At 32.3% G+C, this 24,703-nt stretch carries 24 protein-coding genes; 7 read left to right on the top strand and 17 right to left on the bottom strand.

The features are described 5' to 3' along the window. Nucleotides 1-173: 173 nt before the first annotated feature. Nucleotides 174-1,004, top strand: coding sequence for a pseudouridine synthase (locus tag CELLY_RS04185; RefSeq protein ID WP_013620410.1), 831 nt, complete (start codon nt 174-176; stop codon nt 1,002-1,004). A 136-nt stretch (nt 1,005-1,140) separates the two neighbouring features. On the opposite strand, the gene argH is transcribed toward CELLY_RS04185, so the two are convergent. The 15 genes from argH to CELLY_RS04110 form a co-directional block, all read right to left on the bottom strand. After that, nucleotides 1,141-2,415, bottom strand: a complete 1,275-nt coding sequence (gene argH / locus CELLY_RS04180) for an argininosuccinate lyase (protein WP_013620409.1) — start codon at nt 2,413-2,415, stop codon at nt 1,141-1,143. Between the two features lie 25 nt (nt 2,416-2,440). Then, complete coding sequence (locus CELLY_RS04175) at nt 2,441-3,505, bottom strand: M20 family metallo-hydrolase (RefSeq protein WP_013620408.1); 1,065 nt, start codon at nt 3,503-3,505, stop codon at nt 2,441-2,443. 1 nt (nt 3,506) lies between these two features. Beyond that, a complete protein-coding gene (argB, locus tag CELLY_RS04170) occupies nt 3,507-4,286 on the bottom strand; it encodes an acetylglutamate kinase (RefSeq protein WP_013620407.1) in 780 nt (259 codons plus the stop codon). Between the two features lie 2 nt (nt 4,287-4,288). Continuing rightward, nucleotides 4,289-5,227, bottom strand: coding sequence for a Rossmann-fold NAD(P)-binding domain-containing protein (locus CELLY_RS04165; RefSeq protein ID WP_013620406.1), 939 nt, complete (start codon nt 5,225-5,227; stop codon nt 4,289-4,291). After that, nucleotides 5,227-6,360 carry an aspartate aminotransferase family protein gene (locus CELLY_RS04160; protein ID WP_013620405.1) on the bottom strand — a complete coding sequence of 378 codons (1,134 nt, stop codon included), beginning with the start codon at nt 6,358-6,360 and terminating at the stop codon, nt 5,227-5,229. The genes CELLY_RS04165 and CELLY_RS04160 overlap by 1 nt, the downstream gene beginning before the upstream one ends. 2 nt (nt 6,361-6,362) lie before the next feature. After that, entirely contained in the window at nt 6,363-7,160 is a 798-nt protein-coding gene (gene proC / locus CELLY_RS04155) for a pyrroline-5-carboxylate reductase (RefSeq protein ID WP_013620404.1), read from the bottom strand. A gap of 30 nt (nt 7,161-7,190) precedes the next feature. Continuing rightward, a complete protein-coding gene (argC, locus tag CELLY_RS04150; protein WP_013620403.1) occupies nt 7,191-8,165 on the bottom strand; it encodes an N-acetyl-gamma-glutamyl-phosphate reductase in 975 nt (324 codons plus the stop codon). Between the two features lie 6 nt (nt 8,166-8,171). Continuing rightward, nucleotides 8,172-9,356 (bottom strand): argininosuccinate synthase, encoded by a 1,185-nt coding sequence (locus CELLY_RS04145; RefSeq protein WP_013620402.1) that lies wholly within the window; start codon nt 9,354-9,356, stop codon nt 8,172-8,174. Beyond that, nucleotides 9,349-9,975, bottom strand: a complete 627-nt coding sequence (locus CELLY_RS04140) for a GNAT family N-acetyltransferase (RefSeq protein WP_013620401.1) — start codon at nt 9,973-9,975, stop codon at nt 9,349-9,351. Before CELLY_RS04140 ends, CELLY_RS04145 begins: the two co-directional genes overlap by 8 nt. 208 nt (nt 9,976-10,183) lie before the next feature. Continuing rightward, the gene (gene mptB / locus CELLY_RS04135; RefSeq protein ID WP_013620400.1) at nt 10,184-11,557 is read right to left on the bottom strand and encodes a polyprenol phosphomannose-dependent alpha 1,6 mannosyltransferase MptB; all 1,374 of its coding nucleotides are present in this window, start codon (nt 11,555-11,557) and stop codon (nt 10,184-10,186) included. A 179-nt stretch (nt 11,558-11,736) separates the two neighbouring features. Further along, the gene (locus CELLY_RS04130) at nt 11,737-13,221 is read right to left on the bottom strand and encodes a cellulose synthase family protein (protein WP_013620399.1); all 1,485 of its coding nucleotides are present in this window, start codon (nt 13,219-13,221) and stop codon (nt 11,737-11,739) included. A gap of 2 nt (nt 13,222-13,223) precedes the next feature. After that, complete coding sequence (locus tag CELLY_RS04125) at nt 13,224-13,913, bottom strand: glycosyltransferase family 2 protein (protein ID WP_013620398.1); 690 nt, start codon at nt 13,911-13,913, stop codon at nt 13,224-13,226. Further along, complete coding sequence (locus tag CELLY_RS04120; protein ID WP_317043125.1) at nt 13,913-14,398, bottom strand: toxin-antitoxin system YwqK family antitoxin; 486 nt, start codon at nt 14,396-14,398, stop codon at nt 13,913-13,915. Before CELLY_RS04120 ends, CELLY_RS04125 begins: the two co-directional genes overlap by 1 nt. Beyond that, on the bottom strand, nt 14,399-15,979 hold the full coding sequence (locus tag CELLY_RS04115; protein WP_013620396.1) for a 4Fe-4S binding protein: 1,581 nt from the start codon (nt 15,977-15,979) through the stop codon (nt 14,399-14,401). It lies immediately after the preceding gene. Nucleotides 15,980-15,990: 11 nt separating this feature from the next. After that, nucleotides 15,991-17,334 carry an NAD(P)/FAD-dependent oxidoreductase gene (locus tag CELLY_RS04110; RefSeq protein ID WP_013620395.1) on the bottom strand — a complete coding sequence of 448 codons (1,344 nt, stop codon included), beginning with the start codon at nt 17,332-17,334 and terminating at the stop codon, nt 15,991-15,993. A gap of 215 nt (nt 17,335-17,549) precedes the next feature. On the opposite strand from CELLY_RS04110, the gene CELLY_RS04105 reads away from it, so the two are divergent. Genes CELLY_RS04105 through CELLY_RS04080 form a run of 6 tightly spaced genes read left to right on the top strand, consistent with a single transcriptional unit; the run spans nt 17,550 to nt 23,262 of the window. Beyond that, nucleotides 17,550-18,269, top strand: coding sequence for a DUF547 domain-containing protein (locus tag CELLY_RS04105; protein ID WP_013620394.1), 720 nt, complete (start codon nt 17,550-17,552; stop codon nt 18,267-18,269). Between the two features lie 37 nt (nt 18,270-18,306). Next, a complete protein-coding gene (locus tag CELLY_RS04100) occupies nt 18,307-19,182 on the top strand; it encodes a hypothetical protein (protein ID WP_013620393.1) in 876 nt (291 codons plus the stop codon). Between the two features lie 46 nt (nt 19,183-19,228). Beyond that, nucleotides 19,229-20,230: a glycoside hydrolase family 113 gene (locus CELLY_RS04095; RefSeq protein WP_013620392.1), complete on the top strand. Its 1,002-nt coding sequence runs from the start codon at nt 19,229-19,231 to the stop codon at nt 20,228-20,230. Continuing rightward, a complete protein-coding gene (locus CELLY_RS04090; RefSeq protein ID WP_013620391.1) occupies nt 20,217-20,951 on the top strand; it encodes a hypothetical protein in 735 nt (244 codons plus the stop codon). Before CELLY_RS04095 ends, CELLY_RS04090 begins: the two co-directional genes overlap by 14 nt. A gap of 6 nt (nt 20,952-20,957) precedes the next feature. Next, entirely contained in the window at nt 20,958-22,220 is a 1,263-nt protein-coding gene (locus CELLY_RS04085) for a BamA/TamA family outer membrane protein (RefSeq protein WP_042256621.1), read from the top strand. Nucleotides 22,221-22,245: 25 nt separating this feature from the next. Further along, the gene (locus CELLY_RS04080) at nt 22,246-23,262 is read left to right on the top strand and encodes an N-acetylmuramoyl-L-alanine amidase family protein (RefSeq protein ID WP_013620389.1); all 1,017 of its coding nucleotides are present in this window, start codon (nt 22,246-22,248) and stop codon (nt 23,260-23,262) included. Here the strand turns inward: CELLY_RS04080 and CELLY_RS04075 are convergent. Together CELLY_RS04075 and CELLY_RS04070 are read right to left on the bottom strand one after the other, a co-directional pair. Beyond that, entirely contained in the window at nt 23,259-23,957 is a 699-nt protein-coding gene (locus tag CELLY_RS04075) for a TIGR04283 family arsenosugar biosynthesis glycosyltransferase (RefSeq protein ID WP_013620388.1), read from the bottom strand. The two genes, CELLY_RS04080 and CELLY_RS04075, sit on opposite strands and share 4 nt — an antisense overlap. Beyond that, the gene (locus CELLY_RS04070; RefSeq protein ID WP_013620387.1) at nt 23,944-24,690 is read right to left on the bottom strand and encodes a DUF547 domain-containing protein; all 747 of its coding nucleotides are present in this window, start codon (nt 24,688-24,690) and stop codon (nt 23,944-23,946) included. The genes CELLY_RS04075 and CELLY_RS04070 overlap by 14 nt, the downstream gene beginning before the upstream one ends. Between the last annotated feature and the right edge of the window lie 13 nt (nt 24,691-24,703).

Here is a 24,703-nt window from a genome sequence, read left to right as displayed (position 1 = left end):
TGTAGTAGGAGAGTTGTAAAATTGAGTAAACTAAAATTGTATTCCAACTCAGATGTTACTAATTTACAAGTAAATAGAGAACGACAAAGCACTGTTATGTTTAAATATTAATTAGTTAAACTATTATATAGTTATTCAAATTCCTTTGCTACCTTTGCAAAAAATATAATACAATGGGTAGATCTGACTATAATAAGGACAGAAAATCTTCAGGAAAGGATAATGGAGGAACAAGAAAGAGGAATTTTACTGGTTCAGGTAAACCAAAAAGTACTCAAAAACCTTCAGATCCTAATTCTATAAGGTTAAATAAATATGTAGCTAATTCTGGAGTATGTTCTAGAAGAGAAGCAGATGTTTTTATTGCTGCTGGTAGTGTTACCGTAAATGGTAAAGTAGTATCAGAAATGGGGTATAAAGTTAAGCTTGATGATGTAGTTAAGTTTGATGGTAGACACCTTAATCCAGAAAAAAGAGAATACGTTTTACTAAATAAGCCAAAAGATTTTAGTACAACCGTTAGAAATGAACACGGTAAAAGAAATGTTGCTGGTTTAATTTCTAGCGCTTCTAAAGCTACTTTATTACCGGTAGATAAAATGGCTAAAGCATCTACAGGTTTATTGTTGTTTACTAATGACAAAGAACTTACAAGACGATTGCTAAACCCTAAAAATGGTTTGCGTAAAATATATCACGTAGAATTATCTAAAGCATTAAGTCCGGCAGATTTAAAAAAGATTCAAGACGGTTTGGCTATAGATGAAAAAGTAGTAAACGTACACGATATTAGTTATGTAGATAATGCACCTAAAAACCAAGTTGGTATAGAACTTTTTAGTAGTAGAAGTAATATTGTCACTAAAATTTTTGAACACTTAGGGTATGAAGTTGCTAAATTAGATAGAGTTGTTTACGGTGGTTTAACTAAAAAAGATTTACCACGCGGACACTGGCGTTACTTAACAAAACAAGAAGTTGTTAACCTAGGAATGGTTAATTAAAATGTAAAAGCTGTGTATGTAACACGGCTTTTTTATGCCTAATACTTTATAAGCTAATTTTTTTAAATAAAAATAAAACCCCTGATGTTCTAATGTTAGGGGTTTTATTTTGTTTTAGGGGAAAAGGTGTAAAATTTTAATCAATTAATTTATTTCTAATTTCTTGCAAGCATAAATTACCTAAACTGCCTTGGTGTGTGTGTTTAATATCTTTTTTAGGAGAAAAAGTACCTTCATTAATTTCTTTGCCCATTTTTTTATAAGCATCTCTAAATGGTATTCCGCTTAAAACCAACTCGTTTAACGTGTCTACACTAAATAAATAATCGTATTTAGGGTCTTCTAAAATGGCTTCATTTACACGTACTTCTTTTAAGCTAAAAGTCAGTATTTCTAAACAAGCTTTAATGTCTTGTATTGCAGGTATAATTACCTCTTTAACCAATTGTAAATCTCTGTGGTAACCACTAGGTAAGTTGTTTGTTATTAAAATTAACTGGTTAGGTATAGCTTGTAATTTATTGCATTTACCACGTATTAACTCAAAAACATCTGGATTTTTCTTGTGCGGCATAATGCTAGAACCCGTTGTAAGCTCATCTGGGAAAGAAATAAAATTAAAATTCTGACTCATATACAAGCAAATATCCATAGCCATTTTAGATAGGGTAGCAGCAACATTACTAATACCAAAGGCAGTAGCTTTTTCTACCTTACCACGTCCCATTTGTGCCGCTACAACATTGTATTTTTGAGTAGCAAAGCCCATTTCTTTAGTAGTAAAATCTCTGTCTATAGGAAAAGAACTGCCGTACCCAGCAGCACTACCAAGCGGATTTTGATCTGCTATTTTGTAGGCGGCATCAACAAAATACAAATCATCTATTAAGCTTTCTGCATAGGCAGAAAACCAAAGTCCAAATGAAGATGGCATAGCAATTTGCAAATGTGTATAACCAGGCAATAGCACATTTTTATATTTATCAGCAAGATTTAAAAGCAGGTTAAATAAAACTTTTACTTCGCTCTTAATTTCTTGTAATTCATCTTTTAAATACAAATGCATTGCAACCAAAACCTGATCATTTCTAGAACGTGCTGTGTGTATTTTTTTTCCGGTGTCACCTAATTTTTCGGTTAATACAAATTCTATTTTAGAGTGCATATCCTCAAAAGAATCTTCAATAACAAAAGAGCCTTCTTCTATGGTTTGTGCAATGGCATCAAGTTCTGCTACCAAATTCTCTGCTTCTTGTGCTGTAATAAGTCCTATTTTGCCAAGCATTTTTGCGTGTGCTTTAGACGCAATAACATCGTACTTAGCAAGTAGCAAATCTAACTCCCTGTCATTACCAACAGTAAAATGATCTATTTTTTTATCGGTACTAAATCCTTTGTCCCAAAGTTTCATAATCTTGTGTTTTTTAGGTAATTACTTATTGTAGAAACCCATTTAATATTTTAATGTATAAACCTATACCTTCTTCAATTTCGTTTACATAAATAAATTCATCTGCAGAATGTGATCTTGTGCTATCTCCTGGTCCTAGTTTTAAAGACTGACACGTAAGCGCTGCTTGGTCTGATAATGTAGGAGAACCATAAGTTTCTCTCCCTAAAGCAATGCCAGATTGTACTAAAGGATGGCTAATATCTATAGCTGATGAATTTAACTTTAAACCACGAGGAGTAATTTTGCAAGGAGCTTCTTTTTGCAGCATTTCTGCAACTTCTTTATTTGTGTATTTATCATTAACCCTAACATCTATAACCAAGTCTACCTTAGCTGGTACAACATTGTGTTGCTTGCCTGCATTAACTTGTGTTACTGTAAGTTTTACTTCGCCTAAAACATCAGAAACCTTATTAAAGGTGTAATTTTTAAACCACTCTAGTACTTTTATGGTATTGTAAATAGAATTGTCATTATTTGGGTGCGCTGCATGAGATGGTGTTCCTTTAACTTCGGCATCAAAAACAATAAGTCCTTTTTCTGCAATAGCCAACTGCATTAAAGTAGGTTCGCCAACAATAGCAACATCTATTTTTGGTAACTTAGGTAACAAGCCTCTTAAGCTATTTGGTCCGGCAGATTCTTCTTCCATAGAAGCCACCATAAGTATGTTATGGTTTAAGTTCTCTGCATTGTAGTAGTGAACAAATGTAGCTAGTAAAGACACCAAACAACCACCAGCGTCATTACTGCCTAAGCCATACAATTTACCATCTTCTATATGCGGATTAAAAGGGTCTTTTGTATAAGCTGAATTTGGTTTTACAGTGTCATGATGCGAGTTTAAAAGCAACGTTGGTTTGCTAGGATCCCAATGTTTATTTTTTGCATAAACATTGTTATTATCTCTAGTAAACGGAATGTTAAAACTTGTAAACCAGTTTTCTATTGCGTCTGCAGTTTTATCCTCCTCAGAAGAAAAAGACTGTATAGATATTAACTCCTTTAATAAATTTATGGCCTTTTCAGTAAGCAGTTTTTGTTCCATGTTATAGTGTTATAGTGGTGTAAAGCGTTTCATTTTTATCTAACATAGAAACATCTCCTATGCAAACCGTAGTTACTTTTTTGTGTAAAGCATTAAAGCAGTTTTCAAGTTTGGGTAACATACCATCTGCAATTACCTTACTATCTAAAAGTTCTTTATAGGTTTCTGTATTTATTTTTTTTACTACAGAATTTTCATTTGTTATGTCTAATAAAACACCTTTTTTCTCAAAGCAATAATACAAGGTAGTGTCATATAAACTACTCATAGCAATAGCAATTTCAGAGGCAATGGTATCTGCATTGGTGTTTAGTAATTGCCCGGATTTATTATGGGTAAGTGCACAAAAAACAGGCGTCCATTTATTTTGTAACATTGTATTAATGGCGTTGCTGTTAACAGCTACAATATCACCTGCAAAACCATAATTTATATCTTTTACAGGGCGTTTTACTGCTTGTATAACATTAGCATCTGCGCCACTTAATCCTATGGCATTGCAGTTTACACCTTGTAATTTAGACACAATGTTTTTATTAGCCAAACCACCATATACCATTGTAATTAATTCTAAACTTTGTGCGTCTGTAATTCGCCTTCCGTTAATAAGTGTAGATTCTATCCCTAGTTTTTTTCCAAGTTCTGTAGCTAATTTTCCGCCACCGTGAACTAATATTTTTAGACCTTCAATTTTAGAAAAAGCAGTTAAAAACTTACTCAGTTCTTCTTTGTTTTCTATTACGTTACCGCCAATTTTTACAATGGATAATTTTTGTGCCATAGTTATTGGTTTTCTAATATTTTTTTTAATGCTATTTGTGCAGCAAAAGTTCTGTTGTTGGCTTGTTCTATTACTAAAGATTGGTTGCTGTCTAAAACAGCATCTTCTACAATTACATTTCTACGTACAGGTAAGCAGTGCATAAATTTAGCAGCTCCTAATTTTTTTAAAGTAATTGTCCAGTTTTTATCTTGATTTAAAACCTGACCGTAATTTTGGTAACTACTCCAGTTTTTAACGTACACAAAATCGGCATTTTCTAACGCCTTTTCTTGGTCATATTCTATAGTAGCACCTTTTGTAATATTAGTATTTAACTCGTATCCTTTTGGGTGTGTAATTACAAAGTCAGCATCTTGCAAATGCATCATTTCTATAAAAGAATTTGCCACCGCATGTGGTAAAGCCTTAGGATGTGGAGCCCAAGAAAGTACAACTTTAGGTTTAGGTTTTGTGTTGTTTTCTGCCAAAGTAATAGCATCTGCCAATGCTTGTAACGGGTGTCCTACAGAACTTTCCATATTTAAAATAGGAACCGTAGCGTGTTTTATAAATCCGTTAATAACCAACTCTGCCTCGTCTTCTTCTTTATCTTGTAAATTGGCAAAGGCTCTAATACCAATAACATCACAGTACTGAGAAACCACTTGTGCAGCTTCTTTTACGTGTTCAGATTTGCCTTGGTCCATAACAGTGCCATCTGTAAATTCTAGTGTCCAACCTTCAGAACCAAAATTCATAACAATAACTTCCATACCTAAGTTTTGGGCTGCTTTTTGTGTGCTTAGCCGTGTTCTTAAGCTGTTATTAAAAAATAATAATACAATGGTTTTATCTTCTCCTAAGTTTTTATATTTCTTCGGATTTTTCTTTATTTCTAGGGCTTCATCAACCCAATTGGGTAGTGAATCTATGTTTGTTATGGATACGTAATTTTTCATTATAATTCTTTTAACTCTGCTTGTAAGGCATCAAAAAATACATCTATTAAAGCTGTTGTTATGTTTAGTGCAGGTAAAATACGTAATAGTGTTTTGTCTTTAGCACCGCCTGTAAATACAAACTGATTGTATATTAATTTTTTTCTAAGTTCTCCAACTTCAAAATCAAACTGAAGTCCTAGCATTAACCCGCGACCTTTTACTTTTTTAATTTGTGGTATGGTAGCAGCTTTTTGCAAAAAGTAAGAATTCATTTTAGCAGCATTGCGTATCAAATCTTCCTGTTCTATAACTTCTAAAACAGCTAAGCAAGCCACGCAAGCCAAATGGTTGCCTCCAAAAGTAGTACCTAACATACCGTAAGAGGCTTTAATTTTTTCTTGTATTAGAACACCACCAACCGGAAAACCATTGCCCATACCTTTGGCAATTGTTACAATATCTGGTTTTATGTTATGGTGCTGATAAGCAAAAAACTCACCTGTTCTTCCGTAGCCAGATTGTACTTCATCTGCAATTAAAACAACATTGTGTTTTTTACATAAAGCTTCTATTTTTTGGTAAAACTCTGTAGTAGGCTCGTCTAAACCACCAACACCTTGTACAGCCTCTAAAATAACCGCACATACATCATCTTTTTCAATTTCAATAGTAAAAGCTTCTATATCATTAAAGGCTAAAAAAGTTACTTTTTGTTGTTTGTTTATAGGCGCATTTATTGCAGTATTATCTGTAGCAGCTACAGCAGCAGATGTTCTGCCGTGAAATCCGTTATTAAAAGCAATAACTCTAGATTTGTTGGTGTAGAATGATGCTAATTTTAATGCATTTTCATTGGCTTCTGCACCAGAGTTACATAAAAACAAATTGTAGTCTGTACAGTTAGACAGTTGCACTAATTTCTCTGCTAACTCACCTTGTAATGGGTTTTGTACAGCATTGCTATAAAAGGCAATTTTATCTAATTGCTCTTTAATTCTGCGTACGTAATGCGGGTGAGAATGTCCTATAGAAATTACTGCATGGCCACCATAAAAATCTAAATATTCTTGAACTTTATCATCTATTACCTGGCTACCTTTTGCAGAAACAGGAGTAACATTATATAAAGGGTATACATCAAATAAATTCATACTTAATTTTTTACTTTAAACTCACTTATTTTATCAAACGAAGCTACAATTCCTCTAATTAAAGAAGAACTTAATCCTTGGTGCTCCATCTCATTTAAACCTTTAATAGTACAGCCCATAGGCGTTGTTACACGATCTATTTCTTGCTCTGGATGATTGCCAGATTCTATTAATAAACTAGCGGCACCGTTACACGTATGCATTGCCAATTCTTGTGCTTCTTTAGCATCAAAACCTAGTTGTATTGCTCCTTGTGTAGTAGCGCGTATTAGTCGCATCCAAAAAGCTATTCCGCTTGCGCATATAACAGTTGCAGCTTGCATTTGACTTTCAGGAATTTCTAACGAATGTCCCATTCTATTAAAAATGGCCTTAGCCAGTTCTATTCTTTTTTTTCCCATTTCGTTGCTACAAACGCAGGTCATAGATTGCCCTACAGAAATAGCTGTGTTTGGCATACTTCTAATAATATAGGTGTCTTTACCTAGTACAGCTTCAATTTTTTTAATGCTAAAACCAGTTATGGTTGATATTACAATATGCTTTTCTGTAAGCAAGTCTTTAACATCATTTAAAATAGCTTCAAAATGATTGGGTTGTACAGCAAAAATTAGGACATCAGAATTTTTTACTGCCTCTCTATTGTCTGCAGTAACAGTTACGTTGCCATAAGTTTTATACTCTTCAATACTTTCTGTACTTCTTTTTGTTAAGTACATTGTTGTTGCTCCATTAGAGTTTAAAATACCTTTTGCAATAGATAATCCTAAGTTTCCGGCACCTATAATAGCTAGTTTCATAGTTGGTTTTTTTATTTTTTTAGATTGATGTTAAAATGCGGATGCTTTTAGTTTTAAACCTTCATCTTCATTAAAACCGTACATTAAATTCATATTCTGTACCGCTTGCCCAGATGCACCTTTTAGTAAATTATCTATAGCAGATGTAACTAATAAATTGCCATTATGTAAGTGTAAGTGCAAATGGCATTGGTTGGTGTTTACTACTTGTTTTAAATGAATTTCTGTATTAGAAACATTTGTAAATTTCGCATCAGCATAAAAATTAGTGTATAGCTCATAAGCATCTTCTATACTACCTTTGTATTTGGTGTAAGCAGTTGCAAAAATGCCTCTGGCAAAGTTTCCTCTTTGCGGAAGAAACAGTAACTCTCCAATTTCATAGTTGTAGCTCATTAAACTTTCACCAATTTCACCTAAATGTTGGTGTGTAAATGGTTTGTACCAAGAAACATTATTATTTCGCCAACTAAAATGGGTAGAGTCACTTGGTTTTACACCAGCACCAGTACTACCAGTTACAGCATTTATATGCACGCTATTGTGTAAAATATTTGCTTTTGCTAATGGTAGTAATGCAAGCTGAATTGCTGTTGCAAAACAACCTGGATTAGCTATGTAATTAGCTGTTTTTATTTTGTTCTTATTGGTTTCTGGTAAACCGTAAATAAATTCTTTTTTGTTTAGAATAGCATCATTATGTAATCTAAAATCATTACTTAAATCTATAATTTTAGTGTTACTTGAAAATGAATTCTGTGTTAAAAAAGTGGTAGAGTTGCCGTGTCCCAAGCATAAAAAAACAAGGTCTACATTTAAATTTACATCACCAGTAAACTTAAGATCTGTTTGTCCTAATAAATCTGGATGTGCTGTTGTAATATCTTTACCAGCTCTAGTAGTACTGTAAATAAAATTTATGTTTGCTTTAGGGTGATTTAAAAGTAACCTTATTAACTCGCCACCTGTATACCCAGAACCACCAATAATACCTATGTTAATCATCCTATTTTAATTTTTATTTACGTGATTGTATATTTTACCAGAGTTAGATAAAATTTTAATAAATCCTTTAGCATCGTCAGCAGTCCATCCTTTATTCATTTCACCGTAACTACCAAAAGAAGCGTTCATAAGGTCGTGTTTAGATGCTATACCATTAAGCTCAAACCTGTACGGATGTAGTGTAACAAATACATCTCCAGAGACATTTTTTTGCGTGTCTTTAAGAAAAGCCTCAATGTTACGCATTACTTCATCTAAATAATTGCCCTCATGCAATAACATACCATAAAAATTACCTTGTTGTTCTTTTTGGTATTGTTGCCATTTTGTAAGCGTATGTTTTTCTAGTAAATGGTGTGCTTTTATAATTAGTAATGATGCAGCAGCCTCAAAACCAACTCTACCTTTAATACCAATAATTGTATCGCCAACGTGTATGTCTCTACCAATAGCAAATTTAGAAGCAACATCATTTAACTTAGTGATATTGTTAATTGGTTTACCTTGTTCATCATTAATTGCAGTAAGTTCTCCTTTTGTAAAGGTTAGTTTTACATCTAAAGGGTTTCTTTCTTCAAGCTGACTAGGGTATGCGGTGTCTGGTAGCGGAGAATGTGACGTAAGTGTTTCATCACCGCCAACAGAAGTTCCCCAAAGCCCTTTGTTAATAGAGTATTTGGCTTTTTCCCAAGGATAGTCAACACCATTTTCTTTTAAATATGCAATTTCTACTTCTCTAGATAATTGATTGTCTCTAATAGGAGTAATAATTTCTATTTCTGGTGCAATGATCTGAAAAATCATATCAAACCTAACTTGGTCATTACCAGCGCCAGTACTACCGTGAGCAATATATTTTGCGCCTATTTTTTTAGCGTGATTTACAATTTCTATAGCTTGTACAATACGCTCTGCACTAACAGACAATGGGTATGTGTTGTTTTTTAAAACATTACCAAAAATTAAATATTTTACAACTTTAGTGTAAAAAGTCTGCACAGCATCTATAGAAGTATAGCTGCTTGCGCCTAATTCTATGGCTTTCTTTTTAATGTTAGAAATTTCTTGTTTAGTAAAACCGCCAGTATTTACACTAACAGCGTGTACTTCAAAACCTTTGTCTTTTGATAAATATTTTGCGCAGTAAGACGTATCTAATCCACCACTATATGCTAAAACTAATTTACTCATCTTTATTTTTCTTTTTTAAGAACAATTGCTCTTTTATACTTTTTAATCTTTTAAATACTTTACCATCTACCTCTTTTTTTTGGGTAGCTTTTTGCTTTGCAGCAGGATCATATAACATCCCTGTACAAAGACACATTTTTTGTTCTGTTCTGGTTAATACATCAAAATTTTTACAAGTTTGGCAGCCTTTCCAAAATTCAGGGTCATCTGTAAGTTCAGAAAAAGTAACAGGCTTGTAACCAAGTTCGTAGTTCATTTTCATAACAGCTAAACCTGTAGTAATACCAAATATTTTTGCATCAGGAAATTTTTCTCTGGAGAGTTTAAAAATTCGCTCTTTTATTTTTTTTGCAAGTCCTAGATTTCTAAAATCAGGATGAACAATAAGTCCAGAATTGGCAACAAATTTATTATGTCCCCAAACCTCTATATAGCAAAATCCTGCAAATTTTTCTCCGTCTAAAGCAATAACAGCATTACCATTTTGTAGCCTTTTTAAAATATATTCTGGCGTACGTTTGGCAATACCAGTACCGCGTACTTTAGCAGATTCTGTTATTGTATCAGAAATTATTTGCGCATATTTTATATGCGATGCATTAGCAATTACAATTCTCATTGAATGTTGCTTTAATGTTAGTATTGTAAAATTTTATGTCTTGAAAAACGGAATTGGACTCACCTAATTCCAAAATAGAAGTAATACCCTTACGGGCGGCGGCGTGTAGGAACAAGCGTAGCTAAGGGTGTAGAAACCCCGCTAAAAAATAATATGTTTGTGTTGTTGCTCATTACAGGGTCAAATGTACAAATTATATTGAGCTAGCCTAATTTAGAAGTTTCTTTTTTGGATATAGTAGGTTTTGCCTTTTTAGTCTAAGTATTTCGTAAATAATAAAGCTAAAAATTGCAATATACTCAATAGTTAAAATTCCTAAATGCTCTTTAAAGTCCGGATTTGAATATGCCCAATAACTTAAAAAAACAGCGGCAGACCATAAAATAGCATATCTAAACTTGGTAAAAATACTTAATAAAACTAAAAAAATAATGTACCAAGGATGTATGGTTGTAGATATAAAATAATAAATGGTTAAAACCCATAACATACTGGTAAATAAGTTGGTAATGGTTTTGTTGTTTCTTAAAAAAGAGAAAAGTAATACCATAGCAATAGTTACATAAGGAGATATTTTGCCAAATGCTTTTATGGTTTCCCAATCTCTACTACCATTAGCTTCTGCTACCTTTTTAATTATGTTGTAAATGCTAGCGTTAAATTCAAAATTATTAAACCAAAGTCCTATTGTAGTAGCGTAATTATTTATAAATTCTGGTGAATAAAAAGGGAATAAGAGAACTAGAATAGTGGTGCCTATAATTACGTAAAAAGGAACAGCCTTTTTTATGCCTAAATGTCTAATAAATAGAGGTAAAAACATAAGCGGAACCAGTTTTACTGCTATAGATAATGCTAATATTGGAGCTGCAAGCAGGTATTTTTTTTGAGAAAGTAAATACATACTCCAAATAAAAAAGAAAAGCATTACACCTTCAAAATGAAGGTTTCCAGTTAATTCTATAACAACTAAAGGATTTAAAAAATACCAAAAGACTAGGTGTGATGATAAATTAAGGTGTGTTAATAATTTTCTGCCAAAGTATACAACACCAATATCTGCTAGGAGTATAATTATGCGCATTGTAATAATGCCACCAACCATACTTTTGCCAGAGAAAAATGCAGCTAAAGCAAATATAAGCTGATTTAAAGGAGGGTAGTTGCTAAAGTTCTTTGCGCTAATTTCTCCCATACTAGCGTATAAGTGAGCAGCATTATTGATACTAATTTTGCCTAGTTCTACAATAGTATCTGGTGTTTGTAGGTATGGGTTTAACCCTTGTAAAACCAATTCTCCGTCCCAAATAAACCTATTAAAATCCTGCGAGAGCATTGGCTCTACACATAAAAAAACAAGTCTAAATAGTATACCAGCAGTAAGTAAAAATTTAAAGTTCCATTTTTCAAACTGTATAAGTTTATAGCATATAAAAAATAGAGCAGTGGCTAAAGTAATAAGCTTAACAAAATCTGTGCGTACCAAATGGTAAGCAAAGGTGTAGTAAAAAAGTATGCTTGCAAGTGCTAATAATATAGGTATTTTGTGTAACCTATAATATGATAAAATTTTTACTTGCATTACAAAAATTATAATTTACATTAACTGCTCTAAAGTACTAAAAATTATACAATTCTTTTTTTCTAATTATTGGTGTTAGAAATATGATGTATAAAAACAATAGTCACAAAAACTAGCGTGTCCTAACAAAAAGTTAGTATAAATGTAAATTGAAAATACAGTGTTAGCTGTGTGCTAATTTATACTTTAGCTGTAAGCGAGTTAAAGAAAACGTATCCAAAGCCTAAAAATAGCATAAAATGGAACGGAAACAATCCAAAATCGTTTAAGGGAATTGCAGAGTACATACCAAACAAGAAATATAACATTAGGCCAAATTCCAATATCATATTAGGAGATAGCTTTTTAGTAAGGTATTTATTTCCTTTCCAGCTATCAGAAATATTATTTATATTAAATTTTGGAGTACGTACAAATTCACTTCTTTTACCTCTGTGACCTTCTAAAACAGCAAGTGTGTTGTGTAAAGAAAAACCAAGAGCTACAGAAAAGAATGTAAAAAAGAGTCTTACATAGTCTATAAACTTACTAAAACTGCTGCCTTGTATACTTTTAAATGTAAACCAGTAGCAAACAAATAGTATAACTGTACTTAAAATAAAAAAGCTTGTTACTTCAAAAACCCAACCTAAAGATTCGTTTCTGTTTTTAATATAAAGCATTGGTATACTTAAAAGAGCAACCAAAAACACACATAAAAACATTGAGCTGTTTAGCAAGTGCATTACACCGTGAAACTTAGTTTTAAAAGAGATGTTTTTAGCCGTAACAACGCTAACTACAGATTTTCTAAAGTTTTCTGCACCACCTTTGTTCCATCTAAATTGTTGAGAACGAGCAGCAGAAATAACAACAGGTAATTCTGCAGGTGTTTCTACATCTTCTAAGTATTTAAATTTCCAGTTTTTTAACTGCGCACGGTAGCTTAAATCTAAATCTTCAGTTAATGTATCACCTTCCCAGTTACCAGCATCAATAATGCAAGTTTTTCGCCAGATACCAGCCGTACCATTAAAGTTTATAAAGTGTCCTTTTGCATTACGGCCAACTTGTTCTAATGTAAAGTGTGCATCTAAAGCAAAGGCTTGTATTCTTGTTAAAACAGAATAATCTCTGTTAATATGTCCCCATCTAGTTTGTACAACACCTATTTCTTCATCTTTAAAGTAAATAACGGTTTTCTTTAACCAGTCTGAGTCTGGTAGAAAATCGGCATCAAAAATGGCAATAAAATCTCCTTTTGCAGATGTTAACCCTTCTTTTAAAGCACCGGCTTTGTATCCTTGTCTGTTAGTTCTTCTAATGTGTTGTATGTCTAAGCCAGTTTCTTGTAAGGCCTTTATTTGTCTTTCTGTTTCTATAACAGAGTCATCTGTAGAGTCATCTAAAACCTGAATTTCTAATTTGTTGCTAGGGTATTCTATTTTAGCAATGTTTTCTAAAAGTCTTTCTACAACATATTCTTCATTGTAAATAGGAAGTTGTATGGTTACATAAGGTACTTCTTTAGCATCTAAAAGATTGTATTTAGGAGCTTCTTTATTTCTTCTTCTGTACCCTAAATAATTAACAAGTAAGTTAAGTTGAGCTAAACTGTAGAAAAATATTAACAATAAAGCTAAACTGTATATACCTATAATTATGTATGTAATTGCAATTTCCATATTTACTTAAAACTGTATTTAAATATCCAACCAAGGATCTTTACACCGGCAAATATAGTACCTTTTACTGTGCCTGAGACCTTTGATACGCCAATTCTTTTTTTATAACGTACAGGAACCTCTAAATATTTTAACTTTTTCTTTAGAATTTTAAGTTGCATTTCAACAGTCCAACCATAGGTTTTGTCTTGCATATCTAGGTTTAGGAGCGTTTTGTACTTAATTGCTCTAAAAGGGCCTAGGTCTGTAAACTTAGCATTAAAAAAAATTTTCATTAATACCGTTGCGAGCCAGTTTCCAAACACTTGTTGGGGCGTCATACTACCTTTTTCTCTTCCTTTTTTTGTTCTGGCACCTACAACAAAGTCTACTTTGTTTTGCATAATTGGCGCAACAATTTTTGTTAATTCCTCTGGATAGTCAGAGTAATCTCCGTCTAGAAATACGATAATATCTGGTTTGTTGGATTTTTCAGCAATGTAATCCATACCTTTTAAACAGGCATAACCATATCCTTTTCTGTTTTCAGTAAGCACAGTAGCTCCTGCTTTTTCTGCATTGCCAACTGTATTATCTGTAGAGTTATTATTTACAACAATAATTTCGGAAACAATTGATGGTATATCTTTTATAACCTTGCCTATAGAATTAGCTTCATTATAAGCCGGAATAATTACGTTTATTTTTGTCATTACCTTAAATCGGATAAATTGTTTTCCTTTTTAAAACCTGCAAAACTAAACCATTCTTTAATTTTTTTGCCATTTTTATATTTTTCAGCAGATGAGAGCTTTTCATTTTTATATTTAAGACAGTAGCCATTTTTTACATCGTGGTCTAATTGGCATTTGTGATTTATTTTTCCATCACTGGTATAAAATAACCACCAACCTGTTTTGCTATTATTTTTATAATGGCCTTCTTTTTCTATTTTGCCATTGGCGCTGTAAATGTACCAATAGTTTTCTTTTTTATTATTGGTATAATGTCCTTGTTTAGCTAAAGTTTTATTCTCATTGTAAAATTTCCAAAAGCCATTTTTACTTCCATTTTTAAGCCAGCCTTCTGCTTTTAAAACACCAGAGGCATAATACTGTTTGCTATATTCTTTAGAGTCTGTATTGTTTGCACTAATAAATAATGCAATAGAAATAAGAAGTAAACGTAAATGCATCATTTATTTTTTATTTACTAATTCCATTAAATCTACATCATTACCCAATAAAACTTCAGTTGGGTTAATACGGCCTTCTTCTGGTCCGTTTTCTAGTTTTAAAACACCACGTGGACAAACAGCAGAACACACACCACAACCAACACAGCTAGAGCGTACAATATTTTCTCCTTTTTGTGCATATGCGCGTACATCTATACCTTGCTCACAATATGTAGAACAGTTACCACAAGAAATACATTGTCCACCATTAGTTGTAATTCTAAATCTAGATTTAAAACGTTGTACAAAGCCTAAATATGCAGCTAATGGGCAACCAAACCTACACCAAACTCTGTTGCCAAAAATTGGGTAAAAACCAGTGCCAATAACACCGGCAAAAATAGCTCCTATTAAAAGGCTGTATACATTTTGTACACTTTGTGTTTTTATGCCTAAAACAGTACTAGATTCGCTAAAAAAGCTATAAAGTGTCATAAGCGTCATACCAACAGCAAAAACCAATACGCCGTGTATTAACCAGCGCTCTACTTTCCAAGAAAATAAAGATTTACTAGAGTGTTGCCTGTATGGGTCTCCTAATGTTTCTGCTAAACCACCACAACCACATACCCAAGAGCAATACCATCTTTTACCAAAGAAATAAACCATAATAGGTACAATTACTAAGGTTAACGCAATACCCCATACAAGAATAAAAATACCAATACCACCGTTAGCAATAAGATCTTTTAAATTCCATTGAAAAAAGAAATCATAATCTAACGGAAATGCATTTTTAAAGTCGTAATAAGGCATTTGCAAGCGCACCATAATTTCTGGTATTAAGAATGCAAATACTATTTGAAAAAATAATACAGATGTTGTGCGGAATATTTGGTACATATTATGTCTGTATTTTATGTACATACGTACAGCCATAACTGTCATAACCACACAATACATAAAACCATACACAAACCAATGTCCTGCAGCATTTCCGCTAAGGGCTTCACTAATAGGGTCTACTAAAAATGTCCAGTTTACTGCGTACTCAGAATAAAAATATAGTATAATGTAAAAACTTACTAAAAAGAAGAAGACCAACCAAGCAATAAGTCCGCGGTTTGTAGCGCTTTTTAAATAAATACCATCATTTTTTATTCCTTTTTTGCCTAGTAAAACTACATTAGGTAGTATAAACATTAGAGCGCCAATAATACCAAGTCCAAAGGTTAAAAACCACATTGTACCTTTGTTTTCTGGTATAAAACCATAGCTAGATGATTTACGAATTGCTGCGGCCATATTGTCTCCGCTTGCGTATACTTTTTTACCCCATTCTTTATTTTTTATGTGCGTGGCATTTGCTTTGTCAATAGCATTGTTAAGTACAGGAGCTAAAAATGTAGCACTAGAAAAATCTTTGTCTATTAATTTGGTGCTAAGATCTTCAATTAATAGTTCACTTTTAATGCGTTGGCTACTAATTAGCTCATCAAAACCTTTTTGGTCTAGTTTAAAATTTCCTAAAAACGGAGTTACAGTAAAAATGCCTAATCCTATTAAAAAGATAACAAGGCCTAAATATTTAATTGTTTTCATTTTTTTATAATTTAAGCTATGTTGAATATTCTTTTTAAACTTTTCTTTTTTGCTGATAAATTTGAGTTGAATTCAGCATTGTACTTTGCTATAATTTCAGCTTCATACTGTTTGTAAAACTCTGGGTCAAAATTGGCATCTTTTAAATGTTGAAGCACAAATTCTATATCCTTTTTTTGAGTAAGCCATTTGTTAAAAACCTCGTGACGCATACGTATGCCAAATGTATTTATACCTAAAAATTCCTTTGTGTCTTTATGGTAGGCAACTGTAATGCAAATATTTTCTGTAGCGTGTCTCCAATGAAAATGCGCTTCATAATCTTGCTTATTACGCTCGCTAAAAACCCAGCCGTATGTTTGGTATTCTACATCTAAAAACTTTGCAGAATTAAACCAGTGTCCGGGTTTGTATTCTATTCTGTTGCCACAAATAGTTTGCGCAAGTGTTTCGCCCATCATTCTTCCGGTATACCAAACAGCTTCAATAGGTCTTCTGTTTCCTATGCCCTTGTGTTGTTCTGCACAATCTCCAATGGCATAAATATCTTTAATGTTTGTTTCTAAATAACGATTAACTTTTACACCGCGACCTAATTCTATACCAGATTCTTTTAAAAAATCTACATTAGGAGATACACCTGCTGTTAAACCAACAACAGTACACTCTATAGTTTCTCCTTTGTCTGTAGTAATAGCTTTAGCACGTCCGTTTTCATCGGCAATAATTTCTACTAAATTGGTGTTTAGGCGTAAATCTATATGATGGTCTAAAATATGTTCGTTAATAAGTTCAGATTCTCCTTTTGGTAAAACGCCATTCCAAAAACTAGTTTCTCTAACTAAAAAGGTAACCGGAATTTTACGTGTGCGCAGCATTTCTGCCATTTCTATACCAATTAATCCGCCACCAACTATTACAGCTCTTTTACACGTTTTATTATCCGGAGCATTTTTTTGTAGCTGTTCTAAATCTTGTTTAGAGTATAAACCTTGCACACCTTTTAAGTCTTGTCCTGGCCAACCAAATTTGTTAGGTTTAGAACCGGTTGCAATAATTAACTTATCATAAGAGATAGATGAATTTTCTAAATCTACCTTTTTGTTAGCGTGGTCTACATTGTTAACATATCCGTTTACAAGATCTATTCTGTTTTTTTTCCAAAACCAGTTTTCATAAGGCTGTGTATGTTCAAACTTCATATGACCCATATATACATACATAAGCGCAGTTCTAGAAAAGAAATACTCAGATTCTGCAGAAATGATCGTAATTTTTTTGTCGGATAATTTTCTAATATGCCTTGCAGCAGTTACGCCTGCAATACCATTACCAATAATAACAATGTGTTCCATAGATTTTAAAAATATTAAAGTTTCTGTCGGTGTATAAGAGCTAAACTTAACTGTTGGGTATCTATTTATATGGTTTCTAAATAAGAATAAACTTGATTTTCTTTTGTTATCAAAATGTGATACTTAACAAGTTACTTTGCTTAAAATTAATTTAATAGCGCTGTGTAGGTTTTAATATTAAATGTCGACACACCTATTAAATAACACCAAAAATTATGAAAACTATAACAAAAGCAACCGTAATACTGTTTCTTTTTGGTATTACCACGGTACAGGCACAAGCTACAGAAATCTTTTTTACTAAAGCTAATACTTTTTTTAATTCTTATGTGAGCAACGGTAAGGTAGCTTACCAAGAAATAAAAAAACAACCAAAACATTTAAATGAGCTGGTGGCTTTATTAAAAACAACCAATGTTACCGAAGATAACGTTAAAAACTATCAAGCATTTTGGATTAATGCATACAATATTAGTGTTATAAAAAATGTGGTAGAAAATTATCCGTTAAAAACCCCGTTAGATAAGGCTGGTTTTTTTGATAAAATAAAGCACAATGTAGCCGGTAAGGAACTTACGTTAAATGATATGGAGCATAAAATGTTACGCGCTGTTTTTCCTAAAGAAGCACGTTTCCATTTTGTATTGGTTTGCGCAGGACTTGGTTGCCCACCAATTATTAATAAAGCGTATATACCAAGTATGTTAGAAGACCAGTTGCAGAAGCAAACTGAGATAGCTATTAATAATCCAAATTTTATAATGGTAAATAAAAATAAAGTTAAGCTTTCTCAAATTTTTGAATGGTATAAGGGAGATTTTACACAGGGCGGTAAATCGTTAATAGACTTTGTAAACCTATACAGAAAGGAAAAGATAAACGCTAAAGCAAAAGTATCTTTTTACCCATACGATTGGACATTAAACAGGCAATAAAAACAAATAAGTAAAACAACAATCAACAACTAAAAATATGAAAAAAATTAAAAAAATAGCCCTAGCATTAGGATTACTAACAGTATTTGCAGGGTATTCTCAGGAAAATGATGATGTGCAAAAGAGTAATATACAACAATACACACCATCTAAATTAATAGGTAAGGGTAAGTTTGATATTAAATGGTTTAATAATATTTATACAGAAACTAAAAGTACATTTACAAGTGGTGAACAGCCTAGGCAAACCTTTTTTACATCTACCTTAGAAGGATATACAGGGGTAGGAGAAAATAATAGATGGAATTTAGGTGTAATATTAAAAATACGCTCTAATACAATTGGTGGAACCAAAACTTTAGATGCTTTAAAATTTAAGAATAAAGACGGGGTTGCTAGAGCTGGTTTAACATCATTTGCCCCATCTGTAAAGTTTGTGCCTTTTGAGTCTGTTGGTAATTTTTCTATTCAGAGTTCTTTGTATATACCTTTAGTAGATAACGAAACTGAGAATGGTGTTTTTCTAGATCAAAACGGATTTATTTGGCAAAACAGATTTTTTTATGATTATACTTTTCCAGGAGATAAGTGGCAACTATTTACAGAGTTAAATACAGAGCTTAATTTTGGCGACAAAGAAAAAAGTTTTGCAAATAACAGTTTAGGGTTAACTCCGGGTGTTTTTTTAAGTTATTTTCCTACTAGTAAGTTTACAGTATTGGCATTAGCACAGCACTCACAACGTTTAGACTTAGGAAACAATTTTAGTCAGAATTACACAGCATTAGGTGGAGGTACAAAATACCAGCTAACAAATGCGCTAAACTTAGAGTTGTTGTACACAAATTTTGTTGGAGGAGATAATACAGGCTTAGGAGAAACATTTAACTTGGGTTTAAGAGCAATTTTTTAAGTCTAAAATTAAATAGTGTAATTTAGGAGACTTAAAAATATGGTTTGTGAAAAAAATTGGTCTACTATTATTATGTTGTTTGCAGTTTTCTTGCAATAGTCAGGTTTCAAAAAAAATAAACGGAGTAAGTTTTGTGTCTTCTAGAGATAAGGTAACACAAAAAAATATTACTCCTATATTAACTATAAACGCCAATGCGGCATCTGTTATGCCATTTGGTTTTATAAGAGATATTAATGATTCGCAGTTAATTTTTAATTCGGATAGGCAGTGGTTTGGAGAGCGTAAAGATGGTATAAAACATTACACAGATATTCTGCATAAAAACGGAATAGGTGTAATGTTAAAACCGCAAATATGGATTAGGGACGGAAAATTTACTGGTACTTTAGAAATGGATTCTGAAGAACATTGGCTAACGTTAGAAAAATCTTATTTAAACTTTATACTTACCTATGCTACGCTGGCACAAGAGGTTAATGTAGATGTTTTTTGCATTGGTACCGAGCTAGAAAAATTTGTACTACAAAGGCCAGAGTTTTGGAGCAAGCTTATTGTAGAGGTAAAAAAAGTATATAAAGGTAAATTAACCTATGCAGCCAATTGGGATGAGTATCCTAAAGTGCCATTTTGGAGTAAATTAGACTATGTAGGTGTAGATGCATATTTTCCGCTGTCTAAAGAAAAGCATCCAACTGTAGCGCAGTTAAAACAAGGATGGCAGCCACATAAAAAGGCGTTAAAACAAATGTCGAGCTCTGTAAATAAGCCAATTTTATTTACAGAATATGGTTATAGAAGTATGGATTATACAGGCGAAAAACCTTGGCTGGTAGACCGTAACAAAACAAACGTAAACCTAGAGGCACAGTCTAATGCTACTAAAGCTATTTTAGAAATGTTTTGGACAGAAGATTGGTTTGCTGGTGGCTATGTTTGGAAATGGTTTATAGATCATGACAATGTGGGTGGCGAAGATGATAATAGGTTTACACCGCAAAATAAACCAGCGGAATTGGTTTTAAAACAATATTATGGATTTAAGTAAATTAAACTTTTTTCTTCTTTTTTTAATTTTGATAACCTGCGGTTGTTCTAAAGATAAACTAACCAATTTATCTACTTTGCAAGCAGTTTTAGATGAAGAAACTGTTGTTATAGATAATGTTATTGCATGCGCAGCCAGTGCAGATAAAGCACATACCGTAAATGTGTTTTTTTATCCTAGAGAGGGCGCTACTAATTTTAGGTATTTTGAGACAGAATCAATTAACGTAGATAAAAATAATTTTGAGTCTTACACAGAAAAAACACCTGAAATATTAGATGTTTTTAATGGTAAAATAAAACGATTTTTAGTCAATCCTATTCAAGAAAAATGGGTGATAGTTAGTTTTGTTGAGGATGGTAAAATGCATATTTGTAATCCAATTTATTTAAAACACATTAGCAAACCAACAGAAAAAATTAACACGTTAACTATAGATAACAGTACATCTACAATGCCAATTTTTTCTTGGAAAGACGGTATGTATACAGATTCTGCTATTTATTTTCAGGTAGTAACAGACAATGAAAACAATTTTTTGTCGGGCACATATACCTATGACAAAATGTTTAGGTATTACAAACTAGACAATGTAGTGCTAAACATTACAACTAAACAACCACCAACTTTAAATAAATCACTAACCTATGGTTTTACTTTAATGGCAGTTAGCCAAGATAATTGGGTAAACTTACTTACAGAAACCAGCTTTTCACCTTAAAAAACTATGAAAAAACTAGTCTCGTTACTTTGTTTGCTTTTTTGTACTATGGTTTATTCTCAAAATATAACTATAGCAGATGTTAGTTTTATTGGCGCTAAAAAAACTAAAATATCGTTCTTAAAAAAAGTGGTGCCAATTGTTGCTGGCTCTGTTACAGATTCTACAGCAATTTTAGAAACAGTTAATCAGTTAAAAAGGTTGCCATCTATAGCAAATGCTTCATTTAAATTACGCAAGAATACAGTAGGTAGTAGTTATAATTTGGTTTATATGGTAGAGGAAAATTTTACCATAATACCATTTGCTAATTTATACACGTCTTCTAATGACGATTTTGCGTTTAGGGTTGGTGTGCAAGAGTTTAATTTTACAGGACGCAATATTACTATAGGTGGTTTTTATCAGAAAGATATATTTAACTCTTATGGCTTGTTGTTTAGAGCTCCTTATTTATTTAGTGCAAATGCAGGTTTAGCTGTAAGCTATAACAATTTAAAAACACAAGAACCTATTTTTTTTGATGATACAACGGCAGATTATAAGTACCATAATGAAGCTATAGAAGTTTTAGGATTGTATCAATTTAACCAGCGACATAGTGTAGATTTAGGAATTAATTTTTTTACAGAAAAATATAACTACATACGTGGCGCAACTAATGAAAATGTGCCACAGGCATTAGATGTTAACAAATTCTCATACAAGGCTATATATAAATACAGCAATATAAAATACCATTACCAATATTTAGACGGGTTTAAAAGTACTTTAAACTCTCAGTACGTGCATAGCTCTACAAAAGAGTTAGATAATTTTTTGGTAGCTTTTAATGATTTTGTGTATTACAAAAGAGTAGGTGAGCGTGGCAATTGGGCTAACAGGTTAAGAGTTGGTTTGGCTACAAATGATGAAACACCTTTTGCGCCTTTTTCTGTAGATAATAATATAAACCTAAGAGGTGTTGGTAATATTATTGATAGAGGTACGGGGTCTATAGTTTTAAATACGGAGTATAGGTATACATTAATAGATAAAAATTGGTTTGTATTGCAAGGAAATACATTTGTAGATGCTGGTACATGGCGTAACCCTGGAGGAGAGTTAAAAGACTTTGTAAATTCTGATAATTTAAGGGTGTATCCAGGTTTGGGTGTGCGTTTTATTCATAAAAAGATTTTTAATGCCATTTTTAGGATAGATTATGGTTACGGAGTAACAAAAAATGCTTCAAAAGGGCTGGTTTTTGGAATTGGGCAGTATTTTTGATAATATTTGCTTAAAAGACCATTAAATGATATTGAAAAAAATACTTGTTTTAGTTGTAATGCTAGTTTTTAGTAGTGTTCAGCTATATTCTCAAGATAAAGAAAAAACGGTTGTGGCTCAAAAAGGAGAGGGTATTTATACTTTACTTCGTAAGTTTAATATGAGTCCGTCTAAATATTATTCAGATTTTATTGCTTTAAATAAAGATAATTTAAGAAACGGTAAGCATTTGTATGAGGGCAAAACATACATTATACCAGATAGACTAATAAAAGTAGATGGAAAGGAAGAGTTGCCAGCCATAGTAAACGGGTATCCTATTTTTGGAAAAAAACACGCTACAGTACAACGCAAAAGTAACAAGCTTAAAGGTGCTGTTTATTATTTAATTTCTGGGCACGGTGGGCCAGATCCTGGTGCTGTTACTAAATACGGAAAAAAACTAATTTCTGAAGACGAGTATGCTTATGATATAACATTACGTTTAGGTAGAGAACTAATTTCTCACGGAGCGTTGGTTTATATTATAATTAGAGATGAAAATGATGGTATTAGAGATGGTAAAATACTACCTGTAGATTATGATGAGGTTTGTTACCCAAATAAAACAATACCTTTAAACCAAGTGGCTCGTTTAAAACAACGTGTAGATGCGGTAAATGATTTGTACATAAAAAACAAAGGTAAATACCAAAGGTTAATTGTTACGCATATAGATAGTAGAAGTGTAGGGCAAAATATTGATGTTTTCTTTTACCATCATGAAAAAAGTAGTAACGGAAAAAGGTTGGCAGAGAGCATACATAAAACTTTTGACTCTAAATACAGAGAATACCAGCCAAACAGAGATTATACAGGTACTTTTTTAGATAGGAGCGGATTGTATTTGGTTAAAAACACAATACCTGCAATGGCTTATATAGAAATAGGAAATATTAAAAACAAAAAAGACCAAAAAAGAATATTAGTTGCAGAAAACAGACAAGCGCTTGCAAAGTGGATTAGCGAGGGTGTTTTGTTAGATCATTCTAGAAACAACTAATTAGCTATGTTTTTTTTGTAATAATTGTGTAATTCTTGCGGAGTTTTACCTAATATTTTTTTAAGGTGAATAACACCAAAATGATACTGTAATTTTACCATTCCTTTTTGTTGGTATTTACGTGCAGATGTAGTTACCTTGTCTTGTATTACACTAAAATTTGTGGCTTTATATAAACGCTCTATAAACTCGCCATCTTCATAAATAATATATTCTTCATTAAAACCATTTAGTTTAAAAAATAAATCCTTGGTAATAAATAAAGATTGATCACCGCCTCTGCAAATTTTATGGTTAATACGAGTAAACCAAGCAAAAAATTTTAGAAAAAAACTGTCACTGTCAAACTGCATTCTAAAGCTGCCAGCAAAGTTGTTTTTGCTAATAGAGTCTAATATTTTACAATCAAAATTATAAGGAGGAATAGTGTCTGCGTGTAAAAAATAAAGAATATCTCCGTTAGCCGCTTTTGCACCAGTATTCATTTGCTTGGCACGCCCTTTGTCTGAAGAAATTACAGTAACATTTAAACTAGTTGCAATAGTGGTAGTATTATCTGTACTACCACCATCTACTACTATTATTTCGTCTATTTGCTTAAATGTGCTACGTGTGTTAATTTCTTTAATTAATTTAGCAATAGATGCCTCTTCATTTAAAACGGGTATTATAATGCTTAGCTTACTTTGCTTCATTTAAGCTCCAATTATAATCTATATACTTAACCTTGGCACCATCTTTTACTTGTGTTGCAGAGTATTTGTTTATAAAACCAACTAAGGTTGTGTTCTCTGTAAAATCACTCTTAAACCATTTAAAAATTTCAGACAATTCTACTTTATTAGGGGTAATAACATTACGTTTTTTATCAGCAATAAAATCTATAGCCGCACTTTTTAACTGTGCGTCCATACTATCTGCTAAAAAGGCCTTGTTAACTAATTTAGGGCAAGAGTAAGATGCGCAGTTAATGGCAAAATGTATGCGAGGTTCATTCATTTTACGTAACACTTTGTGTTCTACATATCCTAAAGAATACATTTTGTTGCCAATGGCAACTACCTCTTTATCCCAAGGAGACTTAATGTCTTTAATGCTTTTAACAGGGTAGTTGTCTACTATTAGTTTAACAGTGCCAGCATTATAAAGGTTTATATAATAAGCAAGCTTATCGTTTTTAGACCAATTTTTGGCAGGAGAATTATCTTGCAATAGTTTAAGATAGGCCTCTAATTCTGCTTTGTTTTTTACAAAAGCTTTGTAATTAACGTCTCCGTTAGTATTTACATTTTTTTGTAATAAAGCATTCCACTTTTGGTGACTAGGAACTTTGTTAAAAGCTTTTTCAGTAATTTTTGGAGTTGAGCCAAAATAAAAGAAACCAACTAGTGTTAAAAGTATTGCTACTGCAGATATTTTATAAGCCATGTTAAAAGGTATT

This window comes from Cellulophaga lytica DSM 7489 (assembly GCF_000190595.1).
Taxonomy (GTDB): Bacteria; Bacteroidota; Bacteroidia; order Flavobacteriales; family Flavobacteriaceae; genus Cellulophaga; species Cellulophaga lytica.
The sequence above is the reverse complement of the archived record's forward strand: the minus strand, read 5'-3'. Positions and strand labels throughout refer to the sequence as shown.